Raw genomic sequence first — 24,690 nt, forward strand, 5'->3', positions numbered from 1 at the left:
GGTGGATCGGCCGGTCCCCTGGCCCCCTGGCCCTCTCCACTCACGGGAAGTCGCAACGTGTCGCTCACGATCGGAATCGTCGGTCTGCCGAATGTCGGCAAGTCGACCCTGTTCAACGCCCTGACCAAGAACGACGTGCTGGCGGCCAACTACCCGTTCGCCACCATCGAGCCGAACGTGGGCGTCGTCGGCGTCCCCGACCCGCGGCTCGGCAAGCTGGCCGAGATCTTCAAGTCGGAGAAGGTCCTCCCGGCCACGGTCGACTTCGTCGACATCGCGGGCATCGTGCGCGGCGCGTCCGAGGGTGAGGGCCTGGGCAACAAGTTCCTGGCGAACATCCGCGAGTCGGACGCGATCTGCCAGGTCATCCGTGCCTTCGCGGACGAGAACGTCGTGCACGTGGACGGCAAGGTCTCGCCCAAGGACGACATCGAGACGATCAACACCGAGCTGATCCTGGCGGACCTCCAGACGATCGAGAAGGTCCTCCCGCGCCTCCAGAAGGAGTCGCGCATCAAAAAGGACATCGCCCCGAAGGTCAAGGCCGTCGAGGAGGCCAAGGAGATCCTGGAGAAGGGGGACACCCTCTTCGCCCACGGGATCGTCCAGGGCAGCGAGCGCAACGAGCTCCTGCACGACCTGCACCTGCTCACCACCAAGCCGTTCCTCTATGTCTTCAACGTCGACGAGGACGAACTGGTCGACGAGGACTTCAAGAACGAGCAGCGGGCCCTGGTCGCCCCCGCCGAGGCGATCTTCCTCAACGCCAAGCTGGAGGCGGACCTCGCCGAGCTCGACGAGGACGAGGCCCTCGAACTCCTCCAGTCCGTCGGCCAGGACGAGCCCGGCCTCGCCACCCTCGCCCACGTCGGCTTCAACACCCTCGGCCTCCAGACCTACCTCACGGCCGGCCCCAAGGAATCCCGCGCCTGGACCATCAAGAAGGGCGCCACGGCCCCCGAGGCGGCCGGCGTCATCCACACCGACTTCCAGAAGGGCTTCATCAAGGCGGAGGTCATCTCCTTCGACGACCTGGTGGAGACGGGCTCGGTGGCGGAGGCCCGCGCGAAGGGCAAGGCGCGCATGGAGGGCAAGGAGTATGTGATGCAGGACGGGGATGTGGTGGAGTTCCGCTTCAACGTGTGAGCGGATGAAAACGAGCGGGGCCCGACTCTTGGGAGTCGGGCCCCCTGCTTTTGCCAGTAGGCCGCCGGGGCTGAAGTAAGATTCAATCTACGTAAGAATCAATCTACGTAGCCCTGGGGTTGCCGTGGAGTTCCAAGGCCGGGTCGGAGATCTTGAACTGCTGGCCGAGCAGTACCGGACAGTGGCAGAGGGTGCTGGAGCCGCTCCAGGGCGGGCTGTGATCATGACGGGTCGGCGCCGGGTGGGGAAGTCGCGACTGGTCCAGGAGTTCTGCGACCGCTCGGGAGCGCCGTACGTGGTCTTTCAGGCCACCCGGGGACGTAACCCTGTGACGGAGCGTGCCGACTTTGCCGCGACCCTCGCGCAGTCGCTGCTGCCGGGGGCGGAGCTGGTCGCCGGTCTCCAGGCGCGGGACTGGAACCAGGCCCTGCGCTCGCTGGCGCTCGCGGTACCCGATCACGCGCCCAGCATCGTGGTGATCGACGAGGTGCCCTGGCTGGTCGAGCAGGATCAGGAATTCGAGGGCGCACTCCAAACTGTCTGGGACCGTCACCTGTCTTCCAAGCCCGTGCTTCTGCTGCTGGTCGGCAGCGATACCTCGGTGATGGAGGCGCTGCAGTCGTACGGGCGCCCGTTCTTCGGCCGGGCAGCGAAAATGACCGTCCGTCCTCTGAACCTGGCCGACGTGCAGGCGATGACCGGACTCGACGCCGCAGGGGCCGTCGACGCCCAGTTGATCACTGGAGGATTCCCGGAGATCGTGCAGTCATGGCGGCCGGGTATGGAACGTACGGCCTTCTTGCAGGCTTCGGTCGCCCATCCCCTTTCGCCCCTGCTGGTGGCCGGCGAGCTGACCCTGCTGGGCGAATTCCCCGAGGCTTCGCACTCACGTGCCGTACTGGAAGCGGTGGGCAGCGGTGAGCGCACGTTCAGCGCGATCGCGGCCCAGGCCGGCGGTGCCAGTGCGCTGCCGTCCGGCACTCTCTCCCCGCTGCTGGCCACACTGCAGGCCAAGCGAGTCCTGGCCGCTGATCTCCCACTGTCCGCCAAGCCGGACAGCAAGAACAAGCGCTATCGGATCGCCGACCCGTATCTGCGGTTCTGGCTGGCCTTCCTGGCGCGCGCGATCCCGCTCATCGAGCGTGGCCGCGGTGACTTGGCACTGGAACGCATCGAGCGGTCATGGGCCACTTGGCGCGGGCGAGCGGTCGAGCCACTGATCCGCGAGTCCTTGCTGCGTCTGATGCCCGATGACGAGTGGCCGGAGACCGAGGCCGTCGGCGGTTGGTGGAACCGTCAGAACAACCCCGAGATCGACCTCATCGGCGCGGATCGCGAGCCGGTGGCCCGGCAGGTGCACTTCGTCGGGTCGGTCAAGTGGCTGGAGACTCAGCCCTTTGGCCGCCATGAGTACGACGCCTTGGTACGCGACATGCTCGCCGTCCCCGGCACCACCCCCGATACCCCGCTGGTCGCGGTCTCCCGTTGCGGGGTGGCGGATGATCTGCCGCTGACCGCGCACTGGGGTCCGGAGGACCTCGTACGGGCATGGCAGCCCCGATAGCCGCGGAGCCTGACGGTGCTGGGGCGACCTGGCCTCAGATCAGCGCGAAGGGACCGTCAGCTTTCGACGCCGGCGAGTGCCGCCTCGTACTGCTCGTCCGTCACCGGCTCCAGCCAGGTCGTGCCGTCGCCGGTGGGGGTGCCGACGACCAGGGCGATGTGGGCCAGGAGGTTGGTGTCGGTGGCGCCGTGCCAGTGTTCCTCGTTCGGGGGGCACTTGACGGTTTCGCCGGCGCTGACGCGGATGACGTGGCCGTCCCGGGTGCCGACCAGGCCGACGCCGTCGGTGATGTGCAGGACCTGGCCCAGGGCGTGGGAGTGCCAGTTGGTGCGTGCGCCGGGGGTGAAGCGCACCAGGGCGGCGGCCAGGCGGGCCGGTTCCGCGGGGGTCTCGATCATGTTGAGGTAGACGTCGCCGGTGAAGCGCTCGGCCGGGGCCCTGAGGGTGGGGGTGTCGGTGATGTGTTCCACGGTTCGCTCCTGTCGTCAGGCGTCGCGTCGTCAGGCGTCGCGCGCGTCGGTGATCTGCTTGAGCCGGGTGATCGCGGTCATGGCGTTGGGCCAGCCGGCGTAGAAGGCCAGGTGGGTGATCGCCTCGGACAACTCCTCTGCAGTCAGGCCGTTGTCCAGGGCCACACCGAGGTGGTAGCCGAGCTGCTCGCCGCGGTACAGGGCGGCCAGCACGCTCACGGTCACCAGGCTGCGGTCGCGCGGGGACAGCCCGGGGCGTTCCCAGACGTCACCGAACAGGACCTCGTCGGTGACCTCGACGAGCTTGGGCGCGATCCCGGCCAGCTCCTGGGGTGCGGACTGCTTCGGCATGAGAGATCTCTCCTCGATCAAGACGGACTGTGCGGACTTCAACCGCTGCCGGTATCGAGGAAAACGCAGCCCGGTGTGGTGGAGAAGGGACTGCCGTTACAGGTACTGACAGGGCCCCCCACCCGTGGCACGCCGGGCCTAGCCTGGAACGCGTGAGTACCGAGAGCGACGTCCGCGAGTTCCTGGCATCCCGCCGCGCCAAGATCACGCCGCAGCAGGCGGGGCTGCCCGCCTACGGCGGCAATCGGCGGGTGCCGGGCCTGCGTCGCGAAGAGGTCGCGCTGCTCGCCGGTGTCAGCATCGACTACTACGTCCGCCTCGAACGCGGTCACCTCGCCGGCGCCTCCGAGGAGGTCCTCGACGCCGTGGCGAACGCTCTCCAGCTCGACGACGCCGAGCGCGCCCATCTGTTCGACCTGGCCCGCGCCGCCGCCAAGCGCCCGGCCCGCCGCCCCAGACGCGCCCGTGGCCCCCTGCCGGACAGTGTCCTGCGCGTCCTGCGGTCGATGACCGACTCCCCGGCCTTCATCCGCAACGGCCGGCTGGACATCCTCGCGACCAACCACCTCGGCCGGGCCCTGTACTCCCCGCTGTTCCCCGACCGCACCGTCCGGACGGTCAACATCGCCCGGTTCCAGTTCCTCGACGCCCGTGGCCGCGACTTCTTTCCCGACTGGGAGGAGTCCCTGAACACCACGGTGTCCCTGCTGCGGACCGAGGCCGGACGCGCCCCTCACGACACCGAACTGACCGGCCTGATCGGCGAGCTCGTCACCCGCAGCGAGGAGTTCCGCACCGCCTGGGCCAGGCACAACGTGCGCCTGCACCACACCGGCCGCAAGTCCTTCCGCCACCCCGAGGTCGGTGTCCTCACCCTCGACTTCGACGCCATGGAACTGCCCGCCCAGCCTGGCCTGACCCTCACCGCCTACAGCGCCGCACCCGGCTCGGCAGACCACGACACCCTCCAACTGCTCACCGCGTGGGCCGCCACCGAGGAGGCGCCGTTCACCGGTGACGCCGCCGCCCCCGACCAGCGGCAGGGCTGAGCACGCCGGGCCGCGCGCGGCACCGGCCGGTCAGCGCGGCTTGGTCGCGCGGACGATCGCCGAGTGCATGCCGTCGGCCACCGCGTGGGTCGGGGTGATCTCCACGTCGGTGAAACCGGCGGCCTCCAGGCCCTGCCGGTACTCGGCGAAGGACAGCGCGCCGGCGATACAACCGGCGTAGTCACCGCGCTCGGCACGCTGAGCGGGGGCGAGGGCGTCGTCGGCGACGATGTCGGAGACGCCGATCCGGCCGCCGGGCCTCAGCACGCGGAACGTCTCGGCGAACACGGCCGGCTTGTCGGTGGACAGGTTGATCACGCAGTTGGAGATGACCACGTCGATGGTGTCGGCCGGCAGCGGGACGGCCTCGATGGTGCCCTTGAGGAACTCGACGTTCGTCGCGCCCGCCTTCTCGGCGTTGGCCAGGGCGAGTTCGAGCATCTCGTCGGTCATGTCCAGTCCGTAGGCCTTGCCGGTCGGGCCGACGCGGCGGGCGGAGAGCAGGACGTCGATGCCGCCGCCGGAGCCGAGGTCGAGTACGCGCTCGCCGGTGCGGAGTTCGGCGACGGCGGTGGGGTTGCCGCAGCCGAGGGAGGCGGCGACCGCCGCGGCGGGCAGGGCGTCGCGCTCGGCGGTGGCGTAGAGGGTGGAGCCGAAGTTCTCGTCGACCTCGACCGGCTCGGGGCCGCAGCAGGCGGTGCCGCCCGTGGTGACCGACACGGCTGCCTCGGCGTATCGGTGGCGGACGATTTCGCGCAGGTCGGTGGAGTGCTCGCTCATGACAGTAGCCTCCGAACGGGCTGTATTGATGTTTGTTGATACAACCTTGCGCCTTGAATCGAAAAACGTCAACATAGAGGCATGTCGAAACAAGAGCTCGAGGTGATCGACCAGGACGCCGCCTGCTGCGAGGGCCTGGCCACCGCGCCCCTGGACGAGGAACGTGCCCGGGAGCTGGCCAAGGTGTTCAAGGCGCTGGGTGACCCGGTGCGGCTGCGGCTGCTGTCGATGATCGCCTCGCGCGGGGAGGGCGGCGAGGTCTGCGTCTGCGAGCTGACCCCGGCCTTCGACCTGTCCCAGCCGACGATCTCCCACCACCTCAAGTTGCTCCGCCAGGCCGCTCTCATCGACTGCGAGCGGCGCGGAACGTGGGTGTACTACTGGGTGCTGCCCGGCGTCCTGGACCGGATCGCCGCGTTCCTGAGCGCGCCGGAGTCCGCCGGGACCGCCGCCATGGCCGCCACGGCCGCACCGCAGCCCACCGGAGTCCCCCGAGCCACGGGAGCCGTCGGAGTCACCGAAGCCGTCGGAGTCACCGGAGCCACCCCATGACCCCGCCCCTCGGCCGCCGCGTCGCCGCCGAAGCGCTCGGGACCGCGCTCCTGGTCGCCGTGGTCGTCGGGTCGGGGATCCAGGCCGCCCAGCTGTCGCACGACGCCGGTGTGCAACTGCTCGCCAACTCCCTCGCCACCGTCTTCGGCCTGGCCGTGCTGATCACGCTGCTCGGGCCGGTCTCCGGCGCGCACTTCAACCCCGCCGTCACCCTCGCCGTCTGGTTCACCGGCCGCCGCGACGGCACCGGCCCGAGCTTGCGGGAGGCCGCCGCGTACGTGCCCGCGCAGGTCGCCGGGGCGATCGGCGGCGCGGTCCTGGCCGACGCCATGTTCGGGAAGCCGCTGGTGAGGTTCTCCACCCAGGACCGTTTCGCCGGGCACCTGTGGCTGGGCGAGGCCGTCGCCACCGCCGGGCTGATCCTGCTCGTTCTCGGCCTGGGGCGCATCGGCCGCACAGCCCTGGCCCCCGCCGCCGTGGCCTCGTACATCGGGGCCGCCTACTGGTTCACGTCCTCCACCAGTTTCGCCAACCCCGCGGTGACCGTCGGCCGTGCGTTCACCGACACCTTCGCCGGTATCGCCCCCGCCTCCGTCTCCCCGTTCATCGCGGCCCAGTTGCTCGGTGCCGCGCTCGGTCTGGGCGTCGTCGCGATGGTCTACGGACGTCCCGCTCGTGCGGCGCACGTCGTCGTCCCGCGCGGCGAGCCCGAAGTCGCCCACTCCTGACCGACCGTCCCCGTCTGCAAGGACACCGCCATGAGCGCTGCCGCCCCGCGTCCCTCCGTACTGTTCGTCTGCGTCCACAACGCCGGCCGCTCCCAGATGGCCGCCGCCTTTCTCGCCCGCCTCGCCGGCGACCGGGTCGAGGTGCGCTCGGCGGGATCGGCACCCGCCGAGACCGTGAACCCGGCCGTCGTGGAGGCGATGCACGAGGCCGGTATCGACCTCTCCGCCGAGACCCCGAAGATCCTCACCCCCGAGGCGGTCCAGGCGTCCGACGTGGTCATCACCATGGGCTGCGGGGACACCTGCCCCGTCTTCCCCGGCAAGCGGTACCTGGACTGGCGGCTCGACGACCCGGCGGGACAGGGCGTCGACGCCGTCCGCCCGATCCGGGACGCCATCGAACAGCGCGTGCGCGGTCTGCTCGCCGAACTCGGCGTCCCGGCCGGGGCGTGACGCCGTGAGGACGAGCCTCGTCCTCACGGCGGGCCGGGCCTGTCAGGGAATCCAGGTTCAGAACTGAAGCGCCCAGGCGTCGATCCGCCCGGTGTCCAGGCGGGCGTTGTCGCTCACCCGGAGGGTCCACGTGCCGTTGGCGGCCTCGGCCGAGGCGTTCACGGAGTACGTGGTGTCGATGTTGTCCGCACTGCCGCCGGTGCCGTACCCCTTCAGGGTGTACGCCGTGCCGTCGGGGGCGATCAGCTGGACCTGGAGATCGCCGATGTAGGTGTGGACGATGTGGACCTCGACGGCCAGGGCCGAGGGCGCGTTGCCGGAGACACCGGAGACGGTCACCGGGGACTCGGCGGTGGCGTTGTCGGCGATGGCCTGGTCGGCGGTGTTCTCGAAGCGCGGGCCGGGCGGGGTGGTCGTACCGCCGCCGACGTTCAGGAGCCGGTTGGGCGAGCCGCTGCCGGGGCTGGTGACGACGCCGGTCGTGGCGGCGGCCGTCAGCGCGGCGGAGACCTGCGCGGGAGTGGCCGTGGGGTTGCCGGCCAGGTGGAGGGCGGCGGCTCCGGCGACGTGCGGGCTCGCCATCGACGTACCGGAGATGGTGCTGGTCGCCGAGTCGCTCGAGTTCCACGCCGAGGTGATGGACGAGCCGGGCGCGAACAGGTCCAGCACCGTGCCGTAGTTGGAGTAGCTCGCCTTCGCGTCGCTCGACGTCGTGGCGCCGACCGTGACGGCCTCGGTGACCCGGGCCGGGGACCGGGTGGAGGCGTTGGTGGACTCGTTGCCGGCCGCGACCACGAAGGTGACCCCGGAGGTGACGGCGTTGCGTACGGCGGTGTCGATGGCCGTATCGGCGGGGCCGCCGAGGGACATGTTGGCGACGGCCGGCTTGACCGCGTTCCCCGCGACCCAGTCGATGCCCGCGACGACCTGGGCGGTGGTGCCCTGGCCGGAGTTGTTCAGCACGCGGACACCGACGACCTTGGCCTGCTTGGCGACGCCGTAGGCGCTCCCGGCGACGGTGCCGGCGACGTGGGTGCCGTGGCCGTGGCCGTCCTGGGCGGTGTTGTCGTTGTCGACGGCGTCGTAGCCGTAGGAGGCGCGCCCGCCGAAGTCGCTGTGGGTGATGCGGACGCCGGTGTCGATGACGTACGCCGTGACGCCCTGGCCGGCCGAGTCCGGGTAGGTGTACGAGCTGTTCAGCGGCAGGTTCTTCTGGTCGATGCGGTCCAGGCCCCAGGAGGGCGGGCTGGGCTGCGTCCCGGTGATGCCGTAGGTCCTGTTCTGCACGACGGAGGCGATGGCCGGGTCGGCGGCGAGACGTCTCGCCTCGGACTCGGACGCCTCGACGGCATAGCCGTTCAGGGCCTTGGTGTACGTGCGCTCGATGTCGGCGCCGTACTTGTGCGCGAGGGCACGGCCCTCGGCGGAACCGGCCTTCGCGGTCTTCAGGGTGACGATGTAGCTGTCGGCGACGGCGTTCGCGGCGCCCTCGTACTGGACGCGTCCCTCGGCGGCGACCGGGGCCGCGCCGGCGGGGAGGGCGGAGACGAGGCTCGCGACGAGCGCCGCGGTGGCCGTCGCGCCGAGCGCGGCCAGTCTTCGCCGGGTGGATCCGTGGGGAGTACGCATCACTGCCATCTGAGGGGTCCTCCTCGATCGGTGGTGCGCTGTGGGGTGTGGTGCACGCCCGTCGAAGCCACCCTGGAGTCATGGTCATGTCAATCCGAGGACGACTCCTGTGCGTCAGCCGAAAGATTGAGGCCTCCACAGGAATTGCACAAGGGCCCTGCACGAACAGGCAGGGCCCTTGTGATGCGTCGTCAGATATGCCGTCAGTTCGCCAGATGTACCGTTCAGTCGTCGAATCCCGTGTTCCGGGTGCGCTTCTCCCACGCCACGACCTCGTCCCGCACCTGGTCGAGATGGCCGAGGACCGCGCTGACGCCGTCGTCGCCGAGGGGCAGGCGCAGCGGGGCCGGGTCGGCCTCCAGGGCGGCGAGGATGAGGGCGGCGGCCTTGGCCGGGTCGCCGGGCTGGGCACCGTCACCGCCGGCGACGGCCCCACGGGTCTCGCTGACCTTGCCGTACACCCCGGTGTCCGCACTGGCGCCGGCCCGTCCGGTCTCGAACAGACTGGTGCGGAAGGCGCCCGGCTCGACGATCAGCACCTTGATGCCGAAGTCCGCGACCTCGTCCGCGAGTCCCTCGGACATGCCCTCCAGGGCGAACTTCGTCGCGCTGTACGCCGAGAAGCCCGCGAAGGACAGCTGTCCGCCCATGCTGCTCATCTGCACGATCGCGCCCGAGCGCCGCTCCCGCATGTACGGCAGCACGGCCCTGCTGAGGGCGGCCGGGCCGAAGACGTGCACGTCGAACAGCGCCCGCAGCTCCTCCTCGGTGGTCTCCTCGAAGGCCCCGACATGCGTCCGGCCCGCGTTGTTGACCAGGACGTCGATCCGCCCGTGCCGCGCCACGACGTCCCGTACGGCGGCCTCGGCGGCGCCGGTGTCGGCGACGTCCAGGCGCAGCGCCTCCACCCGGTCGGGGTGGGCGGCGACCAGGTCGTCCAGCGCCTCGGGGCGCCGGGCCGCGCCGACCACCACATCGCCCGCCGCGAGGGCCGCCTCGGCGATCGCCCGCCCGAAGCCGCTGCTCGCACCCGTGATCAGCCACACCTTGTTCATGTCAGCTCCCCGTCTCGTGTCGTTACGTCCTTCACCCTCTCGCCGGGTCTGCTGCCCCGTCCAAGACTCAAGGTGATAACCAATGGTTATGACCCTGGACGTGCATGTACGGGAGCTGCGGTACTTCGTGGCGGTGGCCGAGGAACTGCACTTCACCCGCGCCGCCGAGCGCCTCTACGTGTCCCAGCCCGCCCTGAGCAAGCAGGTCCGGGCCCTGGAGCGGCAGTTGGGCGTCGAGCTGTTCCGGCGCGACCGGCACGGCGTGGCCCTCACCGACGCCGGTACGGCACTGCTGCCGCACGCCCGGCGGGTGCTGGCGGACTGGGCGGAGGGAGCGGCCGCGGTGGAGTCGGCGCGGGCGGCGCAGCGCAGCATCCTGGTGGTGGGCATGAGCACCAGCCCGGTCCGCGGCGGTCTGCTGCCGGCGATCCGCTCCCGCTTCACGGCGGCGCACCCGGAGGCCGTCGTCCGGCTGCGGCAGGTGAACTGGGAGGACCCCACCGCGGGCCTCGCCGACGGTGCCGCGGACGTGGCGTTCGTCTGGCTGCCGCTGCCCGGCCAGGACCGCTTCGCCTGGACGGTCATCGCCGAGGAGCCGCTCCTGGTCGCCCTGCCGGAGACGCACCCCCTCGCCGGCCGTGCCGAGATCGACTTCGCGGACCTGCTCGACGAGCCGTTCCTCGCGCTGCCCGAGAGCACGGGCCCGCTGCGCGACTACTGGCTCGCCCTGGACGCGCGTGACGGCCGACCGGCCCGGATCGGCGCCGAGATCGCGAGCACGGAGGAGACGTACGAGGCACTCGCCGCCGGCCTCGGCGTGTGCCTGGTGGCCGAGGGCAACGTCCCCCTGCTCACCCTGGGCGGCGTGACGGCCCGCCCGGTGCGTGGTGTCACCCCCAGCCGCTATGTCCTGGCCTGGCGCCGGGAGGACGAACGGCGGCCGCTGGTACGGGCGTACGCGGAGGCCTGCCGGCGGGTGACGGAGAGGGCGTAGCACGGGCCCTCACCGTCCGCGACGGCCTCCCGGCCCGTCGGCCCGGTCCGTCAGCCCGCCGGGCGGGCCTGCTCCAGCACTTCGGCCGGCAGGGCGGTGCCGGCCCCGATGACCTCGATGCCGAGCAGCCGCCACGACCCCGGCGACGGGGATCTGCCGGACGGCGGCGCCGTCGGCGATGTGCGCGACGAGCGACACATAGGCCGTGTCGTTCTCGCGGTCGTGCTGGCGCGTCGAACGTACCGAGGTACTCCTCGCCGCGGCTACGGCCCGGGCCACTGACAGGATCAGCACGGACCGGCCCGGTGACCTGAACTGACCAGCCGTCGGTCGGTGAAGCCCTCCGCGCCGCATGCCGCCGTCCCACCCTGCCGCGCCCGCTTACGATGCGCGCAGCCGTACGAAAGACCCCCGCCCACCGCCTCAGCCAGGAGCACCGAACCCGTGTCGATACCCCCGCCCCCTGGGAACCCGCAGCCCCAGGACCCGTACGGCCAACCTCCTGCCAACTGGCCTCAGGCGCAGCGTCCTTACGGCACCCCGGTCTCCGTCAACGCGCTCGCCGTGGCCGCTCTCGTGCTCGGCGTGCTCTGCTTCCTGCCCGCCGCGGGGCTCGTCCTGGGGCTGATCGCGCTGTGGCAGATCCGGCGGTCCGGGCAGAGCGGGCGAGGGATGGCGATCGCCGGGGTGGTGCTGTCGTCCGTCGGAGCCGTGCTGTGGGGGGTGGTGCTGGCCACGGGCGCCGCGTCCGAGGTCTGGGCGAAGTTCGAGGACGGCGCGCGGGGCAGCGAGAGCCTGTCGCTGCACACGGGCGACTGCTTCGACGCGCCCGACGGTCTGGAGGGCGACACCTACGACGTCGACCCGGTCTCCTGCCAAGACGGGCACGACGGTGAGGTGTTCGGGGTCGTCACGCTGCCGGGCGGCGCCTTCCCGGGCGACGGCAAGGTCACCGACATCGCCGACGAGAGGTGCTACGCGCTCCAGAGCCAGTACGCCATGGACACCTGGGCGATGCCGACCGACGTCGACGTGTACTACCTCATGCCGTCCCGGGAGAGCTGGCGCTACGGCGACCGCGCGATCATCTGCGTCTTCGGCAGCACCGACGCGAAGGCCGAGCTGACCGGCTCCCTGCGCGGCGACCCCACCACGCTCGACACCGACCAGGTCGTCTTCCTGTCCACGGCCAACGCCGTCGACGCGGCGCTGTACGAGGAGCCGGAAGAGCCCCCGGAGGACGACCTCGCCGGACCCCGGGCCTGGGCCGCACAGGTGCACGATGTACTCGGCGAACAGATCGAGGCCCTGCGCGGCCACTCCTGGCCCTCGGCCGCACAGAAGCCCGTCGCCGACCTGGTCGAGGAGATGGAAGAATCCCGCGAGCAGTGGTCGAAGGCGAGCGAGGCCGGTGACGTGGACACCTACTTCACGCACTACGAGAAGGCGTACGCGTACGTCGACGGCCCGGCGACCGTCACCGCGCGCAAGGCCCTCGGGCTGGCCACCACCCCGCCGTCGTTCAACGACAGTGAGAGCGGGAACTCCGAAGTCGAGGTGTGACGGCGGCTATAGCGGGGAGAAAGTGCCTGCGTAAAGCCCCCAGGGCCACCATGTCATCACATCGAGTGATTCTCTGGCCTTTGCTTGCATCGCACAACCTACGGTTGCCACGCTGTTGCTGTCTGTACAACCTGATGGGAGCGGCCAGTGACATTCGGTGAGCAGCCGGCGTATCTGCGCGTCGCGGGTGATCTCCGCCAGAAGATCGTCGACGGTCAGCTGCCACCGCACACCCGCCTCCCCTCCCAGGCCAGAATCCGCCAGGAGTACGGAGTCTCGGACACCGTCGCCCTGGAGGCCCGCAAGGTGCTCATGGCGGAGGGGCTGGTCGAGGGCCGCTCCGGCTCGGGGACATATGTGCGCGAGCGGCCCGTACCCCGGCGCGTCTCCCGCTCCGGATACCGCCCGCCCGGCGGAGCCACGCCGTTCCGCCAGGAGCAGGCCGACGGAGAGGGGCGCGGCACCTGGGAGTCCAGCAGCGAGCAGTCCGAGGCGAGTGTCGCGGTCGCCGAGCGGCTGGACATCGAGCCGGGCGACCGGGTGATGTGCACGAAGTACCTCTTCCGCGAGGGCGGCGAGGCGATGATGCTCTCCACGTCCTGGGAGCCGCTCTCGGTGACGGGCCGTACGCCCGTGATGCTGCCGGAGGAGGGGCCGCTCGGCGGCATGGGCGTCGTCGAGCGGATGCGCGCGATCGAGGTGATCGTGGACAACGTCACCGAGGAGGTCGGCGCCCGTCCGGGGCTCGCCGAGGAACTGCTCGTCCTGGGCGGCGTCCCCGGTCATGTGGTCGTGGTCGTCCAGCGCACGTTCTACGCCTCCGGCCGCCCGGTCGAGACGGCCGACGTGGTCATTCCGGCCGATCGGTACCGGGTCGCCTACCACCTTCCGGTCAAGTAGCGAACGCTCACATCCGTCCCGGGGCGCGCTCCCTGCGCGCCCCGCTCACACGATCACCGAGGCGGCCGTCGTCGAACGGGGCGGTCCGTATTTCCTGGCCGGTCGTCGTCTTCGCAGGTCGACAGCGGTGTCTGCGGTATGCCTCCGGCCGGATGCGTCGAGGTACTCAGACGGCGCGTTCATCGGCGCGCGCCCCCTGCGTTCTGGCTGGTTGCGTACCTCTTTGTGAAAACCCGTATTCGCTCCGTGAAGGTTAGGCGTAGGGTCGGGCATATGCGCATTGCGGTTTCCTTAGCGGGTGGGGCGCGGCACAGGCCGCGGGTGGGAAGTGGAGGGGCGCGATGAACGACAGCACGATCACTCTTCCCTGGCTCGTGATACGAGAAGACGACAACGGCAACCGCTACCGGGTGGGCCGGTACGCGACCCGGTCCGAGGCCCAGAAGATCGCGGACAGCCTCGACGGCCGCGGTCACAAACAGCTGTACTGGGTCGAGCGGCTGGGGCAGAACGGGGCGGGCGCGTGACGCGGGGCTGAGCCACCCGGTGCCTGCGCCCGGAGCCGGTGTCCGGCCGTGCTCCCGTAGGCTCCCCGCATGAGTGAGCGGATCGTCGTCGTAGGTGCCGCGCTGGTCGACGACGGGCGGTTGTTGGCGGCCCGGCGCAGCGCGCCCGTCGAGCTGGCCGGGCGCTGGGAGTTGCCCGGCGGCAAGGTCGAGCCGGGGGAGACGGCCGACGCGGCGCTCGTGCGGGAACTGCGAGAGGAACTCGGCGTCGACGCCGAGGCCTGCGGCCGTGTCCCGGGGGAGTGGCCCCTGAAGTCGCCCTACGTCCTGCAGGTGTGGACCGCGCGGCTGCGCCCCGGCTCCGCCGCCCCCGAGCCCCTCGAGGACCACGACGAACTGCGCTGGCTGGGCCCCGGCGAGATCTGGGACGTGGACTGGCTCGACCAGGACGTCCCGGCCGTACGGCAGACCCTCGCGCATCTCGGAGCCGCGGAAGGCCTCACCTCTTCCGGCCCTGGCGCGAAGGAAGTCCCCGGCGCCTGAGGCGATCCGGGGGCGTGCGGTGTCGGGCGTCTGCCGTGCGGGCGCCCCCCTGTGCCTTTCGTGCCACTGTGCGCTGCCCCGCGCGGTACTCCGACCCGGATATCGGGTATGTGCCCATTAACCCCATGAAACCGGACATGGGCGGGCCTCCTGTCTGGGAGTGATCGGCGTGATGGACACCGAAGGTGACTGCGCCGAGTGGACCTTTCCCGCCGAACCGGGCGCCGTGCGCACCGCCCGCCAGGTCGTCCGCGGCCAACTCCGCGACTGGAACCTCGACAGCCTGGCCGACCTCGCGGCGTTGCTGGTCAGTGAGTTGGTCACCAACGCCCTGCGACATGCCACGGGCCCCATCGGGGTCCGCCTGCTCCGACCGTCCGCCCTGGACGGCGTCCTGCGGGTCGAGGTCTCCGACCCACTCCCGGACCCGCCCCGCGAGCGCGCCGCCCGGCCCGAGGACGAGAGCGGCCGCGGACTGCAACTGGTCGCCTCCTCCTGCCGCCGCTGGGGTACCCGGCCCGGCGCCGCGGGCAAGACGGTGTGGTTCGAACTCGTCGTGCCGGGGTGAAAAATCGGTGTACGTACGCCCTGTCACTGTCGAGCGATTGGTTCAGGCCAGTGGCGGTTGTCGGCAGACGTGATTCGACGACGTGTCCCCTGGTTAGAAGACTGGAAGTGTTGTCACGGTCCGGACCGAAAACCATCGGGACCGTGCTGTGATCGTGAACACCGTGTTGTGCGGCACCGTAGTGCTGGATACTGCGGGCAGCCGCCCCCGGTGACCGGTGCCGGACGCGGTGAGCTGGAGGGGACGGTTCGCGTGAGCGAGATACCAGCGAAGGCCACGGAGTCCGAGGACCCGTCGCACGGCGCGAGGGCCAGGGCCGCGGACGGCCTGGCTTCCGCGGTGGGAGGTGCGCTCGCGGCCGACGGGGTCCCGCTCGGGGACGCCATGTGGCAGAGCAGTCCCCCGGGATCCATCTACGACTACATCAAGGTCGCGTCCTTCTCGATCGGCCCCGACGGGCTGGTCGACCAGTGGAGCCTGCGCGCCGAGCACCTTTTCGGCATCTCCGCCGCACGCGCCGTCGGCATGGACCCCATCGAGGCCTTCATCGACCCGCGCCATCGCGAGCGGGGCATGCGCAAGATGGCCGAGATCCTCGACGGCCGCGAGTGGACCGGCGTGGTGCCCTTCCGGATGCCCAAGGGCGCCGAGGGCGGCGAATGCGGTCATGAGGGACTCGCCGAGGTGTACGTCATGCCGACGCGCACCGAGGACGGCGAGAAGGCCGCCGTCTGCATCGTCGTCGACGTCCGCACGCTGCGCAGCATCGAGACCGACCTCGCCGCCTCGCAGGCTATTTTCAGTCAATCCCCGTTCGGATTCCTCCTGATCGACCCCGACCTGCGGGTCCGCCGCGTCAACCAGCGGTTCGCGTCGATCTTCGGCGGTGACGTCGACGACCACCGCGGCAAGGGCGTCCACGACTACCTCCAGCGCGGCGAGGCCGACCGGGTCGCCGCCACGCTGCGCCGGGTGCTGGAGACCGGCAGTTCCATCACCGACATGCACGTCACCGGCTTCGTGCCGGGCTCCGACGAGCGCCGCCACTGGTCCGTCAACCTCTACCGCGTGCACAGCGGTTCGGGCCGGCCCATCGGGATCGCCTGGCTCGGAATCGACATCACCTCCCGCCGTGCCGCCGCCCGCGAGGCCGCCGCCGCCCGGCGCAACCTCGCCCTGCTGAACGAGGCCGGCGCCCGCATCGGCAACTCCCTCGACCTGGAGACCACGGCCAGGCAACTCCTCGACGTCGTCGTGCCCGGCTTCTGCGACCTGGCCACGGTCGATCTGTACCAGGGCCTGCTGGTGGGCGACGAGACCCCGCCCGGGCTCGCCGACGGCAGCGCCGAGCTGCGCCGTGTGGCCTTCGCCAGTGCCGTCTCCGACGAGCCCTTCGCCGGTACCGGTGTGCCCGTCTCGGTCGGCGCCGTGCACCACTACCCGTTCAACTCGGCCTGCGCGGACGCCCTGCGCACGGCCCGACCCCAGTCCGTCCCCGGCGAGGACGGGGGGCTCGTGCAGTCCACGCTCGCCGTGCCGATGGTCGCCCACGACACCGTCGTCGGGCTCGTGCAGTTCGCCCGTACGAAGGGCAGCGAGCCGTTCGGCGACCGGGACCGCGATCTCGCGGTGGAGCTCGCGGCGCGCGCGGCCGTCTGCATCGACAACGCCCGCCTGTACCGGCGCGAGCACGAGCGGGCGTTGATACTGCAACGGTCCCTGCTCCCGCCCGGCGACCCGGAGGCCTCCGGTCTCGACATCGCCTGCCGCTATCTGCCCGGCAACGCCAACACCGGCCGGCCCAGCGAGGTCGGCGGCGACTGGTTCGACGTCATCGAACTCCCCGGGCACCGCACCGCGCTCGTCGTCGGCGACGTCATGGGCCGCGGCCTGCGCGCCGCCGTCGCCATGGGCGAACTCCGTACGGCGGTCCGGACCCTGGCGCAGCTCGACCTCGAACCGGCCGAGGTGCTCTCCCAGTTGGACGAGATCGCCCGCGGCCTCGGCGCCCCCGGGGGTGTCACGCAGGCGACCCGGGCGGCCCGCCGCCCCCGCGAGGCGGACCTCTCGGAGGTGTACCTCGCCACCTGTGTCTACGCCGTCTACGACTCCGTCACCCGGCGCTGCACCTTCGCCAACGCGGGCCATCTGCCGCCCGTCCTGGTCGAACCGGGCGAGTCCGCCCTGATGCTCGACGTGCCGCCGGGCCTGCCGCTCGGTGTCGGCGGCGAGCCCTTCGAGGAGGTCGAGGTCGAACTCCCCGAAGGCGCTCTGCTCGCGCTCTACACGGATGGACTGGTCGAAAGCCGCGACCATCCCCTGGACGAGGGCCTCCAGGCCTTCGTCAGCGCCCTGTCCGACCCCGCCCGCCCGTCGCCCGGCCACCACCCCTCGACGGCGGCGCTGCGCACCGACCCCTCTCAATACCTGGAGGACGTCTGCGACCACGTCCTCAACACCCTCGACACCCACCACGGCGAGGACGACATCGCGTTGCTGATGGCACGTGTACAGGGCCTGCCGACCGAGTCCGTGGGCGACTGGACCCTGCCGCGCGAGCCGCGGAGCGTGGGCCGGGCCCGTGAGTACGCGCGTGCCCAGCTGATCAGCTGGGACATGGAACCCCTGGTCGACACGACGGAACTCCTGGTCAGCGAGCTGGTCACCAATGCCCTGCGCTACGGCGAGGGAGAGATCCGCCTCCGGCTGCTGCTCGACCGCACCCTGGTCTGCGAGGTCTGGGACTCCGGCCTGGTCCAGCCCCGCCGCCGCCGGGCCCGCGACACCGACGAAGGCGGCCGCGGCCTCCAGCTCGTCGGCCTCCTCAGCGCCGCGTGGGGATCCCGGCGCACGCCCCGGGGCAAGACGGTCTGGTTCGAACTCCCCCTGCCCGGCGGCGAAACGCGCCTGACGGATCCGGCGGAGGCGCTGCTGAGCCTGTTCTGAGCACGGCCCGCGGCCACCGTACGCTCACGCCATGCCGACCCCCACCGCACGGCTCCGAGCGCCGTCCACACCGACGGCCCCCGCCCTGCTCCTGCGCCCCTGGCCCCCGGGGACGCCGCAGGGCTGGCCGCACTGGGCGGGGACGACGCCCTGCACCGCTGGACGTCCTTCGCCGTCGACGACGAGACGAGCGCCGCGCGGTGGCTGCGCGAGCAGCAGCGGGGCTGGGAGCAGGGCCGCCGCTACGCGTTCGCCGTCGAGGAAGTCCCGCCCTCCGGCGCGGACGGGCTGCCGGCGGGCCACGTGGTCCTCAAGGACGTCACCCTCGGCACCGCCGCCCGGCTATCCGCAGGAGGGCCATGTGCACGTACGGCACCTGGCAGAGGGCGCCGGCCCGCCCTCAGCCTGCTGAAGACCTCCTCCTGATCTTCGAGCCCAGCCATACCAGCGGGTCGTACTTGCGGTCGACCGCTCGTTCCTTCAGTGGGATCAGCGCGTTGTCCGTGATCTTGATGCCCTCGGGGCAGACCTCCGTGCAGCACTTGGTGATGTTGCAGTAGCCCAGGCCGTGTTCGTCCTGGGCGGTGGTCTTGCGGTCCAGGCCGGATTCCGAGGCCGCGTCCAGCGGGTGCATGTCGAGTTCCGCCACCCGCATCAGGAAACGGGGGCCCGCGAACGCCTGCTTGTTCTCCTCGTGGTCGCGGACCACATGGCAGGTGTCCTGGCACAGGAAGCACTCGATGCACTTGCGGAACTCCTGCGAGCGGTCGACGTCCTCCTGCATCATGCGGTACTCGCCGGGCGCGACCCCGGCCGGCGGTACGAAGGCCGGGACCTCCCTGGCCTTGGTGTAGTTGAAGCCGACGTCGGTGACCAGGTCGCGGACGACCGGGAACGCCCGCAGCGGCGTCACCGTGATCGTCTCCTCCCGGTCGAAGACCGACATGCGGGTCATGCACAGCAGCCGCGGCCGGCCGTTGATCTCCGCCGAGCAGGAACCGCACTTGCCCGCCTTGCAGTTCCAGCGCACGGCGAGATCGGGGGCCTGCGTGGCCTGGATGCGGTGGATGATGTCGAGGACGACCTCGCCCTCGTTCACCTCGACCTTGAAGTCCTCCAGGCCGCCGCCCCCGACATCGCCCCGCCACACCTTGAAGCGGGCTTCGTAGCCGCTCACTCGTACAGCTCCTCTTCGGCCAGGTACTTCACCAGCTCCTCCTTGTCGAACAGGGCGAGCAGGTCCGCACGGACGGGTTCGGTGGTCTCGCTGGAGAGGGTGATCTGGCCGCGGACCGGGTCCACCGCCAGCCCGCCCGTGGGGTCGGTGAGCGCGCACAGCAGGTTGATGCGGCGCCACTTGCGGTCCATCGCCGGATGGTCCTCACGCGTGTGCCCGCCGCGCGACTCGGTGCGCTCCAGCGCGGCCCGCGCCACGCACTCGCTGACCAGCAGCATGTTCCTGAGGTCCAGGGCGAGGTGCCAGCCCGGGTTGAACTGCCGGTGCCCCTCGACCCCGGCCCGGCGCGCCCGTACCCGCAGCTCGGCCAGCTTCTCCAGGGCCTGCTTCATCTCCGGCTCGCGGCGGATGATGCCGACCAGGTCGTTCATCGTCTGCTGGAGTTCCTGGTGCAGGGTGTACGGATTCTCCGGCGGGCCCCCGGCGGGGTCCTCGATCTCGGCCTCGGCCGAGAAGGGCCGCAGCGCCTCGGCGGCGGCGGAGTCGACCTGGACGTCGTCCACGACGGGCCGTGCCCCGGCCAGCCCGGCCGCGTACTCGGCCGCGTGCCAGCCCGCCCGGCGGCCGAACACCAGCAGGTCGGAGAGGGAGTTGCCGCCCAGCCGGTTGGAGCCGTGCATACCGCCGGCCACCTCACCGGCCGCGAACAGCCCCGGCACCCCGCGGGCCGCCGCCGTGTCGGACTCGACCGCGACCCCGCCCATCACGTAGTGACAGGTGGGCCCGACCTCCATCGCCTCCGCCGTGATGTCGACGTCCGCCAGCTCCTTGAACTGGTGGTACATCGACGGCAGCCGGCGCTTGATGACATCGGCGGGCATGCGGGTCGACACGTCGAGGAACACGCCCCCGTGCGGCGAGCCGCGCCCCTCCTTCACCTCGGCGTTGATCGCCCGTGCCACCTCATCGCGGGGGAGCAGCTCGGGGGGACGCCGGTTGTTGTCCGGGTCGTCGTACCAGCGGTCGCCCTCGTCCTCCGACTCGGCGTACTTGTCCTTGAAGACATCGGGGATGTAGTCGAACATGAACCGCTTGCCGTCGGAGTTGCGCAGCACACCGCCGTCGCCGCGCACCGACTCGGTGACGAGGATGCCCTTCACCGACGGCGGCCAGACCATGCCGGTCGGGTGGAACTGCACGAACTCCATGTTCAGCAGGGGAGCGCCCGCGAGGAGGGCCAGGGCGTGGCCGTCGCCGGTGTACTCCCATGAGTTCGACGTCACCTTGAAGGACTTGCCGATACCGCCGGTCGAGATCACGACGGCCGGTGCTTCGAGCACGAAGAAGCGGCCGGACTCGCGCTCGTAGGCGAAGACCCCCGAGACCCGGCCGTCCTCCTTCAGCACGCGCGTGACCGTGCACTCCTGGAAGACCTTCAGACGGGACTCGTAGTCGCCGGTCTCCTTGAAGTCCTCCTGCTGCAGCGCGACGATCTTCTGCTGGAGGGTGCGGATCAGCTCAAGGCCCGTGCGGTCGCCGACGTGGGCGAGACGCGGGTACTCGTGGCCGCCGAAGTTGCGCTGGGAGATCCGGCCGTCCTTGGTGCGGTCGAACAGCGCCCCCCAGGTCTCCAGCTCCCACACCCGCTGCGGCGCCTCCTGCGCGTGCAGCTCGGCCATCCGCCACTGGTTGAGGAACTTGCCGCCGCGCATGGTGTCGCGGAAGTGGACCTGCCAGTTGTCGCCGGTGTTGACGTTGGCCATCGCCGCGGCGATGCCGCCCTCGGCCATCACCGTGTGGGCCTTGCCGAACAGCGACTTGCAGATCACGGCCGTACGGGCACCCCGCTCGCGGGCCTCGATGGCGGCGCGCAGCCCGGCCCCGCCCGCGCCCACCACGACGACGTCCCACTCCTGCCGGTCGACCACGGACATCAGAACGCCCCCCTCATCAGAAGAACCGCGGATCGTCGAAGGCGCCGGAGGCGACCAGATAGACGTAGAAGTCGGCGAGCGCCACGCTCACCAGCGACGCCCAGGCGAGCTGCATGTGCCGGGCGTTGAGCTTCCCGGCCCACTGCCACATCCGGTAGCGCACGGGATGCTTGGAGAAGTGCTTGAGCTTGCCGCCGACGATGTGCCGGCACGAGTGGCAGGAGATCGTGTACGCCCAGATCAGCACGATGTTGATCAGGAACACCAGCGTGCCGAGGCCCATGTGGCCCCACGCGTAGTTCTCGTCGCGGAAGGCGAGCACGGTGTCGTACGTGAGGATCCCGGCGACCGCGATCGCGGCGTAGAAGAAGTACCGGTGGATGTTCTGCAGCACCAGCGGGAAGCGGGTCTCACCGGTGTACTTCTTGTGCGGCTCGGCCACCGCGCAGGCCGGCGGGGACGCCCAGAAGCCCCGGTAGTAGGCCTTGCGGTAGTAGTAGCAGGTCAGCCGGAAGCCGAGCGGGAAGATCAGGATGATGACGGCGGGCGAGATGCCCCACCAGCTGCCGAAGATCTCCCAGTTCGGGCCGGCCTTCATCGGCTCGCACCGCTCCGCCAGACACGGGGAGTAGAAGGGCGAGACGTACGGCGCCGCGTAGTAGTGGGCGTCGGCGAAGGCCCGCCAGGTCGAGTAGACGATGAAGGCCAGCAGGCCGGCGGCCGTGCCGACCGGGGCCAGCCACCAGCGGTCGGTGCGCAGGTGCGGGGCGGAGATAGCGGCGCGCGTACCCGCCCGTACGCCGCCGCTTCTGGGTTGGGGTTCGGTGGCGGGAGGTTCCGTACCAGTGGTCACGTGACGACTCCGGTCGGGGTTCGGGGGAGGTGCCGGTCGTACGACTCCTGCCCGGTCAGGGAGCGCGCCGGTCGCGGGCGCCGAGCCCCTCGTCGTCCGAGTCGCGCCACAGGGCGGAGTCGTACGGCGCGTCCGAGATGGTGACGAGCTCGGGGCGCTTCGGTGCGGCCGGCGAGGCGGCGGCGTCGCGCAGCAGGGCGACGCTCTCGCGCAGATGGTTGGCGTCGGCACGGACGCGGCGCATCTCCAGGCCGCCGGTGCCGAGCTGCTTCTCCAGGCGCCCCACCGACCGGAGCAGGTCGTCGAGACTGCGCTGGACTGACGTCAGTTCGTCGTGAACGGACATGACTTGCCCTCACTTCCGCGGGTCCTTCGAGGCCCAAGGCGGCAACGTTCATGCGCCTGCGAGTGTTGCGCGTCACACCTTGTGCTGTGAAGGGATGTGCATCGATTGGCCGAGGCGCGCGGGTGCACCGTGCCGTGTATTGCTCCGCACGGGTGACTCTCTACCCGTGACCGCCGTGTCGCCCTGTGTTGCCGAACCCTTTCCTCTTCAGTGGGCCGCATACATCAGATGAAATCCAAATACCGCCAAAAGTGATCATAACGCCCGCGGCTTTCCGGAGGTAGCACAGATGTCCCAGCACGGCGTCGGCCCGCGTGCGGTCTCGCGTTCGGTCGCCTTCCTCCTCACCGCGGGAGTGCTCGCGGTGCCCGCGCTCGCCGGATGCGGCTCCGAGGATCCGGCCGGCAAGCCGCTCGCCGGGCAGGACATCCAGCCCGCGCCCCGCGACCGGATCACCGACGGCGGAACCCTGCGCTGGGCCGTCGACTCCGTGCCCGACACCCTGAACACCTTCCAGTCGGACGCCGACGCCACCACCACCCGCGTGGCCCAGGCCGTCCTGCCGTCGATGTTCCGGATGAACGCCGACGGCCGCCCGGAGGCCAACCCCGCCTACCTGGAGTCCGCCAAGGTCGTCGAGACGGAGCCCAAGCAGGTCGTCCTGTACAAGCTCGACCAGCAGGCCGTCTGGAGCGACGGACGGGAGATCGGCGCCGCCGACTTCGCCGCCCAGTGGCGTGCCCTGGCCGGCAAGGACACCGCCTACTGGACCGCCCGCAACGCCGGCTACGACCGCATCCAGAAGATCGAGCGCGGGGACAACGCCCTGGAGGTCCGGGTCACCTTCAGCCGCCCCTACGCCGACTGGCGCTCCCTGTTCTCGCCGCTGTACCCGAAGGACGTCATGGGCACCCCGGACTCCTTCAACGACGGGGCACGCAAGAAGCTCAAGGTCACCGCGGGTCCCTTCCTGGTGAAGAAGCTCAGCCGCAAGGACGAGCAGATCACCCTCACCCGCAACCCGCGCTGGTGGGGCCGGCCGGCCAAGCTCTCCGAGATCGTGCTGCGCACCGTTCCGCGCGAGAAGCGGGCCGGCGAGCTGGCCGCCGGCACCATCGACCTGGCCGAGATCGCCCCCTCCGAGGCCCGCCGCATCACCGTCGCCGCCCGCCCCCGGGGCTCCAGCAGCCCGGTGATGGGCCCCGAGGCGGACCGGAAGCCGCGCAAGGCGGCCGCCAAGCACGCCCGGCAGCAGCCGGCCCTGCGCGGCTTCGAGGTGCGCAAGTCCCTGGAGCCGGCCTTCACCCAGCTTGCCCTGAACGGGGCCGAGGGGCCGCTCGCCGACGAGCGCGTCCGCAGGGCCGTGGCTCGTGCCCTGGACCGCAAGGAACTGGCCAAGGCCGTGCTGAAGCCCCTCGGACTGCCCGCCGTACCGGTCGGCAGCCACCTCGCCCTGTCCGGGCAGGCCGCCTACGCCGACAACAGCGGCGCCCTCGGTGGCCAGGACACCAAGGAGGCCCAGGCGCTGCTCGCGGACGCCGGGTGGGTGCGGGGCGGCCCGATCAAGGAACAGAAGAAGAAGGGGGAGAAGGCGGCCGGCGCCGAGGGCGAGAAGGCCGGCAGGTCCTCCGAGGACGAGTCCCGCAACGACGACGGCGAGTACATCGTCGGCGCGGACGACAAGGACCGGCAGGACGGCAAGGCACACCGCGAGAACGACCCGGCCCACCTCGCCCAGGACGGCAAGCAGTACAAGCAGCCGCACCAGGGCGGCGCCCCCGGCGCGTACGCCCCCATGGGCACCGCCGCCCCGGCGGGCCGCGAGGCCGCCCCGCTCGCCAAGAACGGCAAGCCGCTCACCCTCCGCTTCGTGCTCCCCTCCGGGCCCGGCTCCCAGACACTGCGCACGGTGGCCGACCGCATCTCCCGCATGCTGGAGCGCGTCGGCATCGGCACGGAGATCTCCAAGGTCTCCGACGAGTCCTACTTCAAGGACCACATCGCGTCCGGCCAGTACGACCTCGCCCTGTACTCCTGGCCCGCCTCCGCCTTCCCCGCCACCGACGCCCGCCCCGTCTACGCCAAGCCCGTCCCGGCCGCCGACGGTTCGCTGAACGTCGAGCAGAACTACACCCGTGTCGGCACCGACCAGGTCGACCAGCTCTTCGACCAGGCCGTGGCCACCCTCGACGAGGGCGAGTCCCGCTCCCTCATCCGCAAGGCGGACTCCCGCATCTGGGCGGCGGCCGGCTCGATCCCCCTCTTCCAGCGCCCCCAGCTCATCGCCGCCCGCAAGAACCTGGTCAACACCGGCGCCTTCGGCCTCGGCACCCCGATCTACGAGGACATGGGCTTCCTGAAGAAGGGCGCGAAGCCGGCATCGGGCCCGTCAGGTGCTGCCAGCCCGTCCGGCGCTTGAGGACGAGGCCGTTCAGGCCGAAGCGGGGGTCCGGGGGCGGCAGCCCCCAGCAGACCCGGAGCGGCTGCCGAACAGTCTGAAAACCGTCCTGACCAGCACTGACGTATCCCGGCTAAGCCCAGCCGCCGCGCACCCGTACCATGGGGTGAGGCCGTGGCATGTTG

Annotated in this window: 25 protein-coding genes; 14 read left to right on the plus strand and 11 right to left on the minus strand. The window is 71.0% G+C overall.

All coding sequences use genetic code 11. The annotated features are described in order from the left end of the window. The first annotated feature begins 57 nt into the window (after window positions 1-57). Together ychF and OHU35_RS27905 are read left to right on the plus strand one after the other, a co-directional pair. Window positions 58-1,146 carry a redox-regulated ATPase YchF gene (gene ychF, locus OHU35_RS27900; protein WP_189723021.1) on the plus strand — a complete coding sequence of 363 codons (1,089 nt, stop codon included), beginning with the start codon at window positions 58-60 and terminating at the stop codon, window positions 1,144-1,146. A 124-nt stretch (window positions 1,147-1,270) separates the two neighbouring features. Next, a complete protein-coding gene (locus OHU35_RS27905; protein WP_405507272.1) occupies window positions 1,271-2,710 on the plus strand; it encodes an ATP-binding protein in 1,440 nt (479 codons plus the stop codon). A gap of 56 nt (window positions 2,711-2,766) precedes the next feature. On the opposite strand, the gene OHU35_RS27910 is transcribed toward OHU35_RS27905, so the two are convergent. Together OHU35_RS27910 and OHU35_RS27915 are read right to left on the minus strand one after the other, a co-directional pair. Continuing rightward, window positions 2,767-3,180 (minus strand): cupin domain-containing protein, encoded by a 414-nt coding sequence (locus OHU35_RS27910; protein ID WP_359886708.1) that lies wholly within the window; start codon window positions 3,178-3,180, stop codon window positions 2,767-2,769. A 30-nt stretch (window positions 3,181-3,210) separates the two neighbouring features. Then, entirely contained in the window at window positions 3,211-3,531 is a 321-nt protein-coding gene (locus tag OHU35_RS27915) for a carboxymuconolactone decarboxylase family protein (RefSeq protein ID WP_405507274.1), read from the minus strand. A gap of 152 nt (window positions 3,532-3,683) precedes the next feature. Here OHU35_RS27915 and OHU35_RS27920 point away from each other — a divergent pair, with 152 nt between their 5' ends. Beyond that, window positions 3,684-4,580: a helix-turn-helix transcriptional regulator gene (locus OHU35_RS27920; protein ID WP_189723025.1), complete on the plus strand. Its 897-nt coding sequence runs from the start codon at window positions 3,684-3,686 to the stop codon at window positions 4,578-4,580. 30 nt (window positions 4,581-4,610) lie between these two features. Here the strand turns inward: OHU35_RS27920 and arsM are convergent, their stop codons facing one another. Next, complete coding sequence (gene arsM / locus OHU35_RS27925; RefSeq protein WP_189723026.1) at window positions 4,611-5,360, minus strand: arsenite methyltransferase; 750 nt, start codon at window positions 5,358-5,360, stop codon at window positions 4,611-4,613. An 81-nt stretch (window positions 5,361-5,441) separates the two neighbouring features. Here arsM and OHU35_RS27930 point away from each other — a divergent pair, with 81 nt between their 5' ends. The 3 genes from OHU35_RS27930 to OHU35_RS27940 are packed head-to-tail and all read left to right on the plus strand — an operon-like array spanning window position 5,442 to window position 7,093. Then, on the plus strand, window positions 5,442-5,912 hold the full coding sequence (locus tag OHU35_RS27930) for an ArsR/SmtB family transcription factor (RefSeq protein WP_405507276.1): 471 nt from the start codon (window positions 5,442-5,444) through the stop codon (window positions 5,910-5,912). Next, window positions 5,909-6,640, plus strand: a complete 732-nt coding sequence (locus tag OHU35_RS27935; protein WP_405507278.1) for an aquaporin — start codon at window positions 5,909-5,911, stop codon at window positions 6,638-6,640. Before OHU35_RS27930 ends, OHU35_RS27935 begins: the two co-directional genes overlap by 4 nt. Before the next feature lie 30 nt (window positions 6,641-6,670). Beyond that, on the plus strand, window positions 6,671-7,093 hold the full coding sequence (locus OHU35_RS27940; protein WP_189723028.1) for an arsenate reductase ArsC: 423 nt from the start codon (window positions 6,671-6,673) through the stop codon (window positions 7,091-7,093). 57 nt (window positions 7,094-7,150) lie between these two features. Here the strand turns inward: OHU35_RS27940 and OHU35_RS27945 are convergent, their stop codons facing one another. After that, window positions 7,151-8,731, minus strand: a complete 1,581-nt coding sequence (locus OHU35_RS27945; protein WP_405507280.1) for a S8 family peptidase — start codon at window positions 8,729-8,731, stop codon at window positions 7,151-7,153. 215 nt (window positions 8,732-8,946) lie between these two features. Next, complete coding sequence (locus OHU35_RS27950) at window positions 8,947-9,777, minus strand: oxidoreductase (RefSeq protein ID WP_359886699.1); 831 nt, start codon at window positions 9,775-9,777, stop codon at window positions 8,947-8,949. An 88-nt stretch (window positions 9,778-9,865) separates the two neighbouring features. Between OHU35_RS27950 and OHU35_RS27955 the strand changes: the two genes are divergently transcribed. Beyond that, a complete protein-coding gene (locus tag OHU35_RS27955) occupies window positions 9,866-10,771 on the plus strand; it encodes a LysR family transcriptional regulator (RefSeq protein WP_405509345.1) in 906 nt (301 codons plus the stop codon). Between the two features lie 50 nt (window positions 10,772-10,821). Here the strand turns inward: OHU35_RS27955 and OHU35_RS27960 are convergent, their stop codons facing one another. Next, a complete protein-coding gene (locus OHU35_RS27960; RefSeq protein WP_359886694.1) occupies window positions 10,822-10,971 on the minus strand; it encodes a hypothetical protein in 150 nt (49 codons plus the stop codon). A 244-nt stretch (window positions 10,972-11,215) separates the two neighbouring features. Here OHU35_RS27960 and OHU35_RS27965 point away from each other — a divergent pair, with 244 nt between their 5' ends. The 6 genes from OHU35_RS27965 (at window position 11,216) to OHU35_RS27990 (ending at window position 17,797) form a co-directional block, all read left to right on the plus strand. Next, window positions 11,216-12,334, plus strand: a complete 1,119-nt coding sequence (locus tag OHU35_RS27965; RefSeq protein ID WP_405507281.1) for a septum formation family protein — start codon at window positions 11,216-11,218, stop codon at window positions 12,332-12,334. 147 nt (window positions 12,335-12,481) lie between these two features. Next, entirely contained in the window at window positions 12,482-13,234 is a 753-nt protein-coding gene (locus OHU35_RS27970) for a GntR family transcriptional regulator (protein ID WP_189723032.1), read from the plus strand. A 341-nt stretch (window positions 13,235-13,575) separates the two neighbouring features. Next, window positions 13,576-13,761 (plus strand): SPOR domain-containing protein, encoded by a 186-nt coding sequence (locus OHU35_RS27975; protein WP_184590840.1) that lies wholly within the window; start codon window positions 13,576-13,578, stop codon window positions 13,759-13,761. A 69-nt stretch (window positions 13,762-13,830) separates the two neighbouring features. Next, entirely contained in the window at window positions 13,831-14,283 is a 453-nt protein-coding gene (locus OHU35_RS27980) for a (deoxy)nucleoside triphosphate pyrophosphohydrolase (RefSeq protein WP_359886685.1), read from the plus strand. A gap of 172 nt (window positions 14,284-14,455) precedes the next feature. Next, entirely contained in the window at window positions 14,456-14,851 is a 396-nt protein-coding gene (locus tag OHU35_RS27985; RefSeq protein ID WP_189723034.1) for an ATP-binding protein, read from the plus strand. A gap of 252 nt (window positions 14,852-15,103) precedes the next feature. Further along, a complete protein-coding gene (locus OHU35_RS27990; protein ID WP_189723035.1) occupies window positions 15,104-17,797 on the plus strand; it encodes a SpoIIE family protein phosphatase in 2,694 nt (897 codons plus the stop codon). A gap of 24 nt (window positions 17,798-17,821) precedes the next feature. On the opposite strand, the gene OHU35_RS27995 is transcribed toward OHU35_RS27990, so the two are convergent. From OHU35_RS27995 to OHU35_RS28015, 5 genes are all read right to left on the minus strand, one after another. Next, the gene (locus OHU35_RS27995) at window positions 17,822-18,100 is read right to left on the minus strand and encodes a hypothetical protein (protein ID WP_405507283.1); all 279 of its coding nucleotides are present in this window, start codon (window positions 18,098-18,100) and stop codon (window positions 17,822-17,824) included. 97 nt (window positions 18,101-18,197) lie between these two features. Continuing rightward, complete coding sequence (locus tag OHU35_RS28000; protein ID WP_189723037.1) at window positions 18,198-18,974, minus strand: succinate dehydrogenase/fumarate reductase iron-sulfur subunit; 777 nt, start codon at window positions 18,972-18,974, stop codon at window positions 18,198-18,200. After that, a complete protein-coding gene (locus tag OHU35_RS28005) occupies window positions 18,971-20,908 on the minus strand; it encodes a fumarate reductase/succinate dehydrogenase flavoprotein subunit (protein ID WP_189723038.1) in 1,938 nt (645 codons plus the stop codon). Before OHU35_RS28005 ends, OHU35_RS28000 begins: the two co-directional genes overlap by 4 nt. A 16-nt stretch (window positions 20,909-20,924) precedes the next feature. Next, window positions 20,925-21,761: a hypothetical protein gene (locus OHU35_RS28010; RefSeq protein ID WP_405507285.1), complete on the minus strand. Its 837-nt coding sequence runs from the start codon at window positions 21,759-21,761 to the stop codon at window positions 20,925-20,927. Window positions 21,762-21,816: 55 nt separating this feature from the next. Further along, window positions 21,817-22,107, minus strand: a complete 291-nt coding sequence (locus tag OHU35_RS28015) for a hypothetical protein (protein WP_189723040.1) — start codon at window positions 22,105-22,107, stop codon at window positions 21,817-21,819. 289 nt (window positions 22,108-22,396) lie between these two features. Here OHU35_RS28015 and OHU35_RS28020 point away from each other — a divergent pair, with 289 nt between their 5' ends. Further along, window positions 22,397-24,526, plus strand: a complete 2,130-nt coding sequence (locus tag OHU35_RS28020) for an ABC transporter family substrate-binding protein (protein WP_189723041.1) — start codon at window positions 22,397-22,399, stop codon at window positions 24,524-24,526. Window positions 24,527-24,690: the final 164 nt, after the last annotated feature.

Source organism: Streptomyces purpurascens, from assembly GCF_045040895.1.
Taxonomy (GTDB): Bacteria; Actinomycetota; Actinomycetes; order Streptomycetales; family Streptomycetaceae; genus Streptomyces; species Streptomyces purpurascens.

Excerpts from the sequence above, each read along its gene's own strand:
- OHU35_RS27915 (WP_405507274.1), bottom strand. The coding sequence starts at position 3,531 with ATGCCGAAGCAGTCCGCACCCCAGGAGCTGGCCGGGATCGCGCCCAAG.
- arsM (WP_189723026.1), bottom strand. The coding sequence starts at position 5,360 with ATGAGCGAGCACTCCACCGACCTGCGCGAAATCGTCCGCCACCGATAC.
- OHU35_RS27930 (WP_405507276.1), top strand. The coding sequence starts at position 5,442 with ATGTCGAAACAAGAGCTCGAGGTGATCGACCAGGACGCCGCCTGCTGC.
- OHU35_RS27935 (WP_405507278.1), top strand. The coding sequence starts at position 5,909 with ATGACCCCGCCCCTCGGCCGCCGCGTCGCCGCCGAAGCGCTCGGGACC.
- OHU35_RS27940 (WP_189723028.1), top strand. The coding sequence starts at position 6,671 with ATGAGCGCTGCCGCCCCGCGTCCCTCCGTACTGTTCGTCTGCGTCCAC.
- OHU35_RS27945 (WP_405507280.1), bottom strand. The coding sequence starts at position 8,731 with ATGGCAGTGATGCGTACTCCCCACGGATCCACCCGGCGAAGACTGGCC.
- OHU35_RS27950 (WP_359886699.1), bottom strand. The coding sequence starts at position 9,777 with ATGAACAAGGTGTGGCTGATCACGGGTGCGAGCAGCGGCTTCGGGCGG.
- OHU35_RS27955 (WP_405509345.1), top strand. The coding sequence starts at position 9,866 with ATGACCCTGGACGTGCATGTACGGGAGCTGCGGTACTTCGTGGCGGTG.
- OHU35_RS27960 (WP_359886694.1), bottom strand. The coding sequence starts at position 10,971 with ATGTGTCGCTCGTCGCGCACATCGCCGACGGCGCCGCCGTCCGGCAGA.
- OHU35_RS27975 (WP_184590840.1), top strand. The coding sequence starts at position 13,576 with ATGAACGACAGCACGATCACTCTTCCCTGGCTCGTGATACGAGAAGAC.
- OHU35_RS27980 (WP_359886685.1), top strand. The coding sequence starts at position 13,831 with ATGAGTGAGCGGATCGTCGTCGTAGGTGCCGCGCTGGTCGACGACGGG.
- OHU35_RS27985 (WP_189723034.1), top strand. The coding sequence starts at position 14,456 with ATGGACACCGAAGGTGACTGCGCCGAGTGGACCTTTCCCGCCGAACCG.
- OHU35_RS28005 (WP_189723038.1), bottom strand. The coding sequence starts at position 20,908 with ATGTCCGTGGTCGACCGGCAGGAGTGGGACGTCGTCGTGGTGGGCGCG.
- OHU35_RS28015 (WP_189723040.1), bottom strand. The coding sequence starts at position 22,107 with ATGTCCGTTCACGACGAACTGACGTCAGTCCAGCGCAGTCTCGACGAC.
- OHU35_RS28020 (WP_189723041.1), top strand. The coding sequence starts at position 22,397 with ATGTCCCAGCACGGCGTCGGCCCGCGTGCGGTCTCGCGTTCGGTCGCC.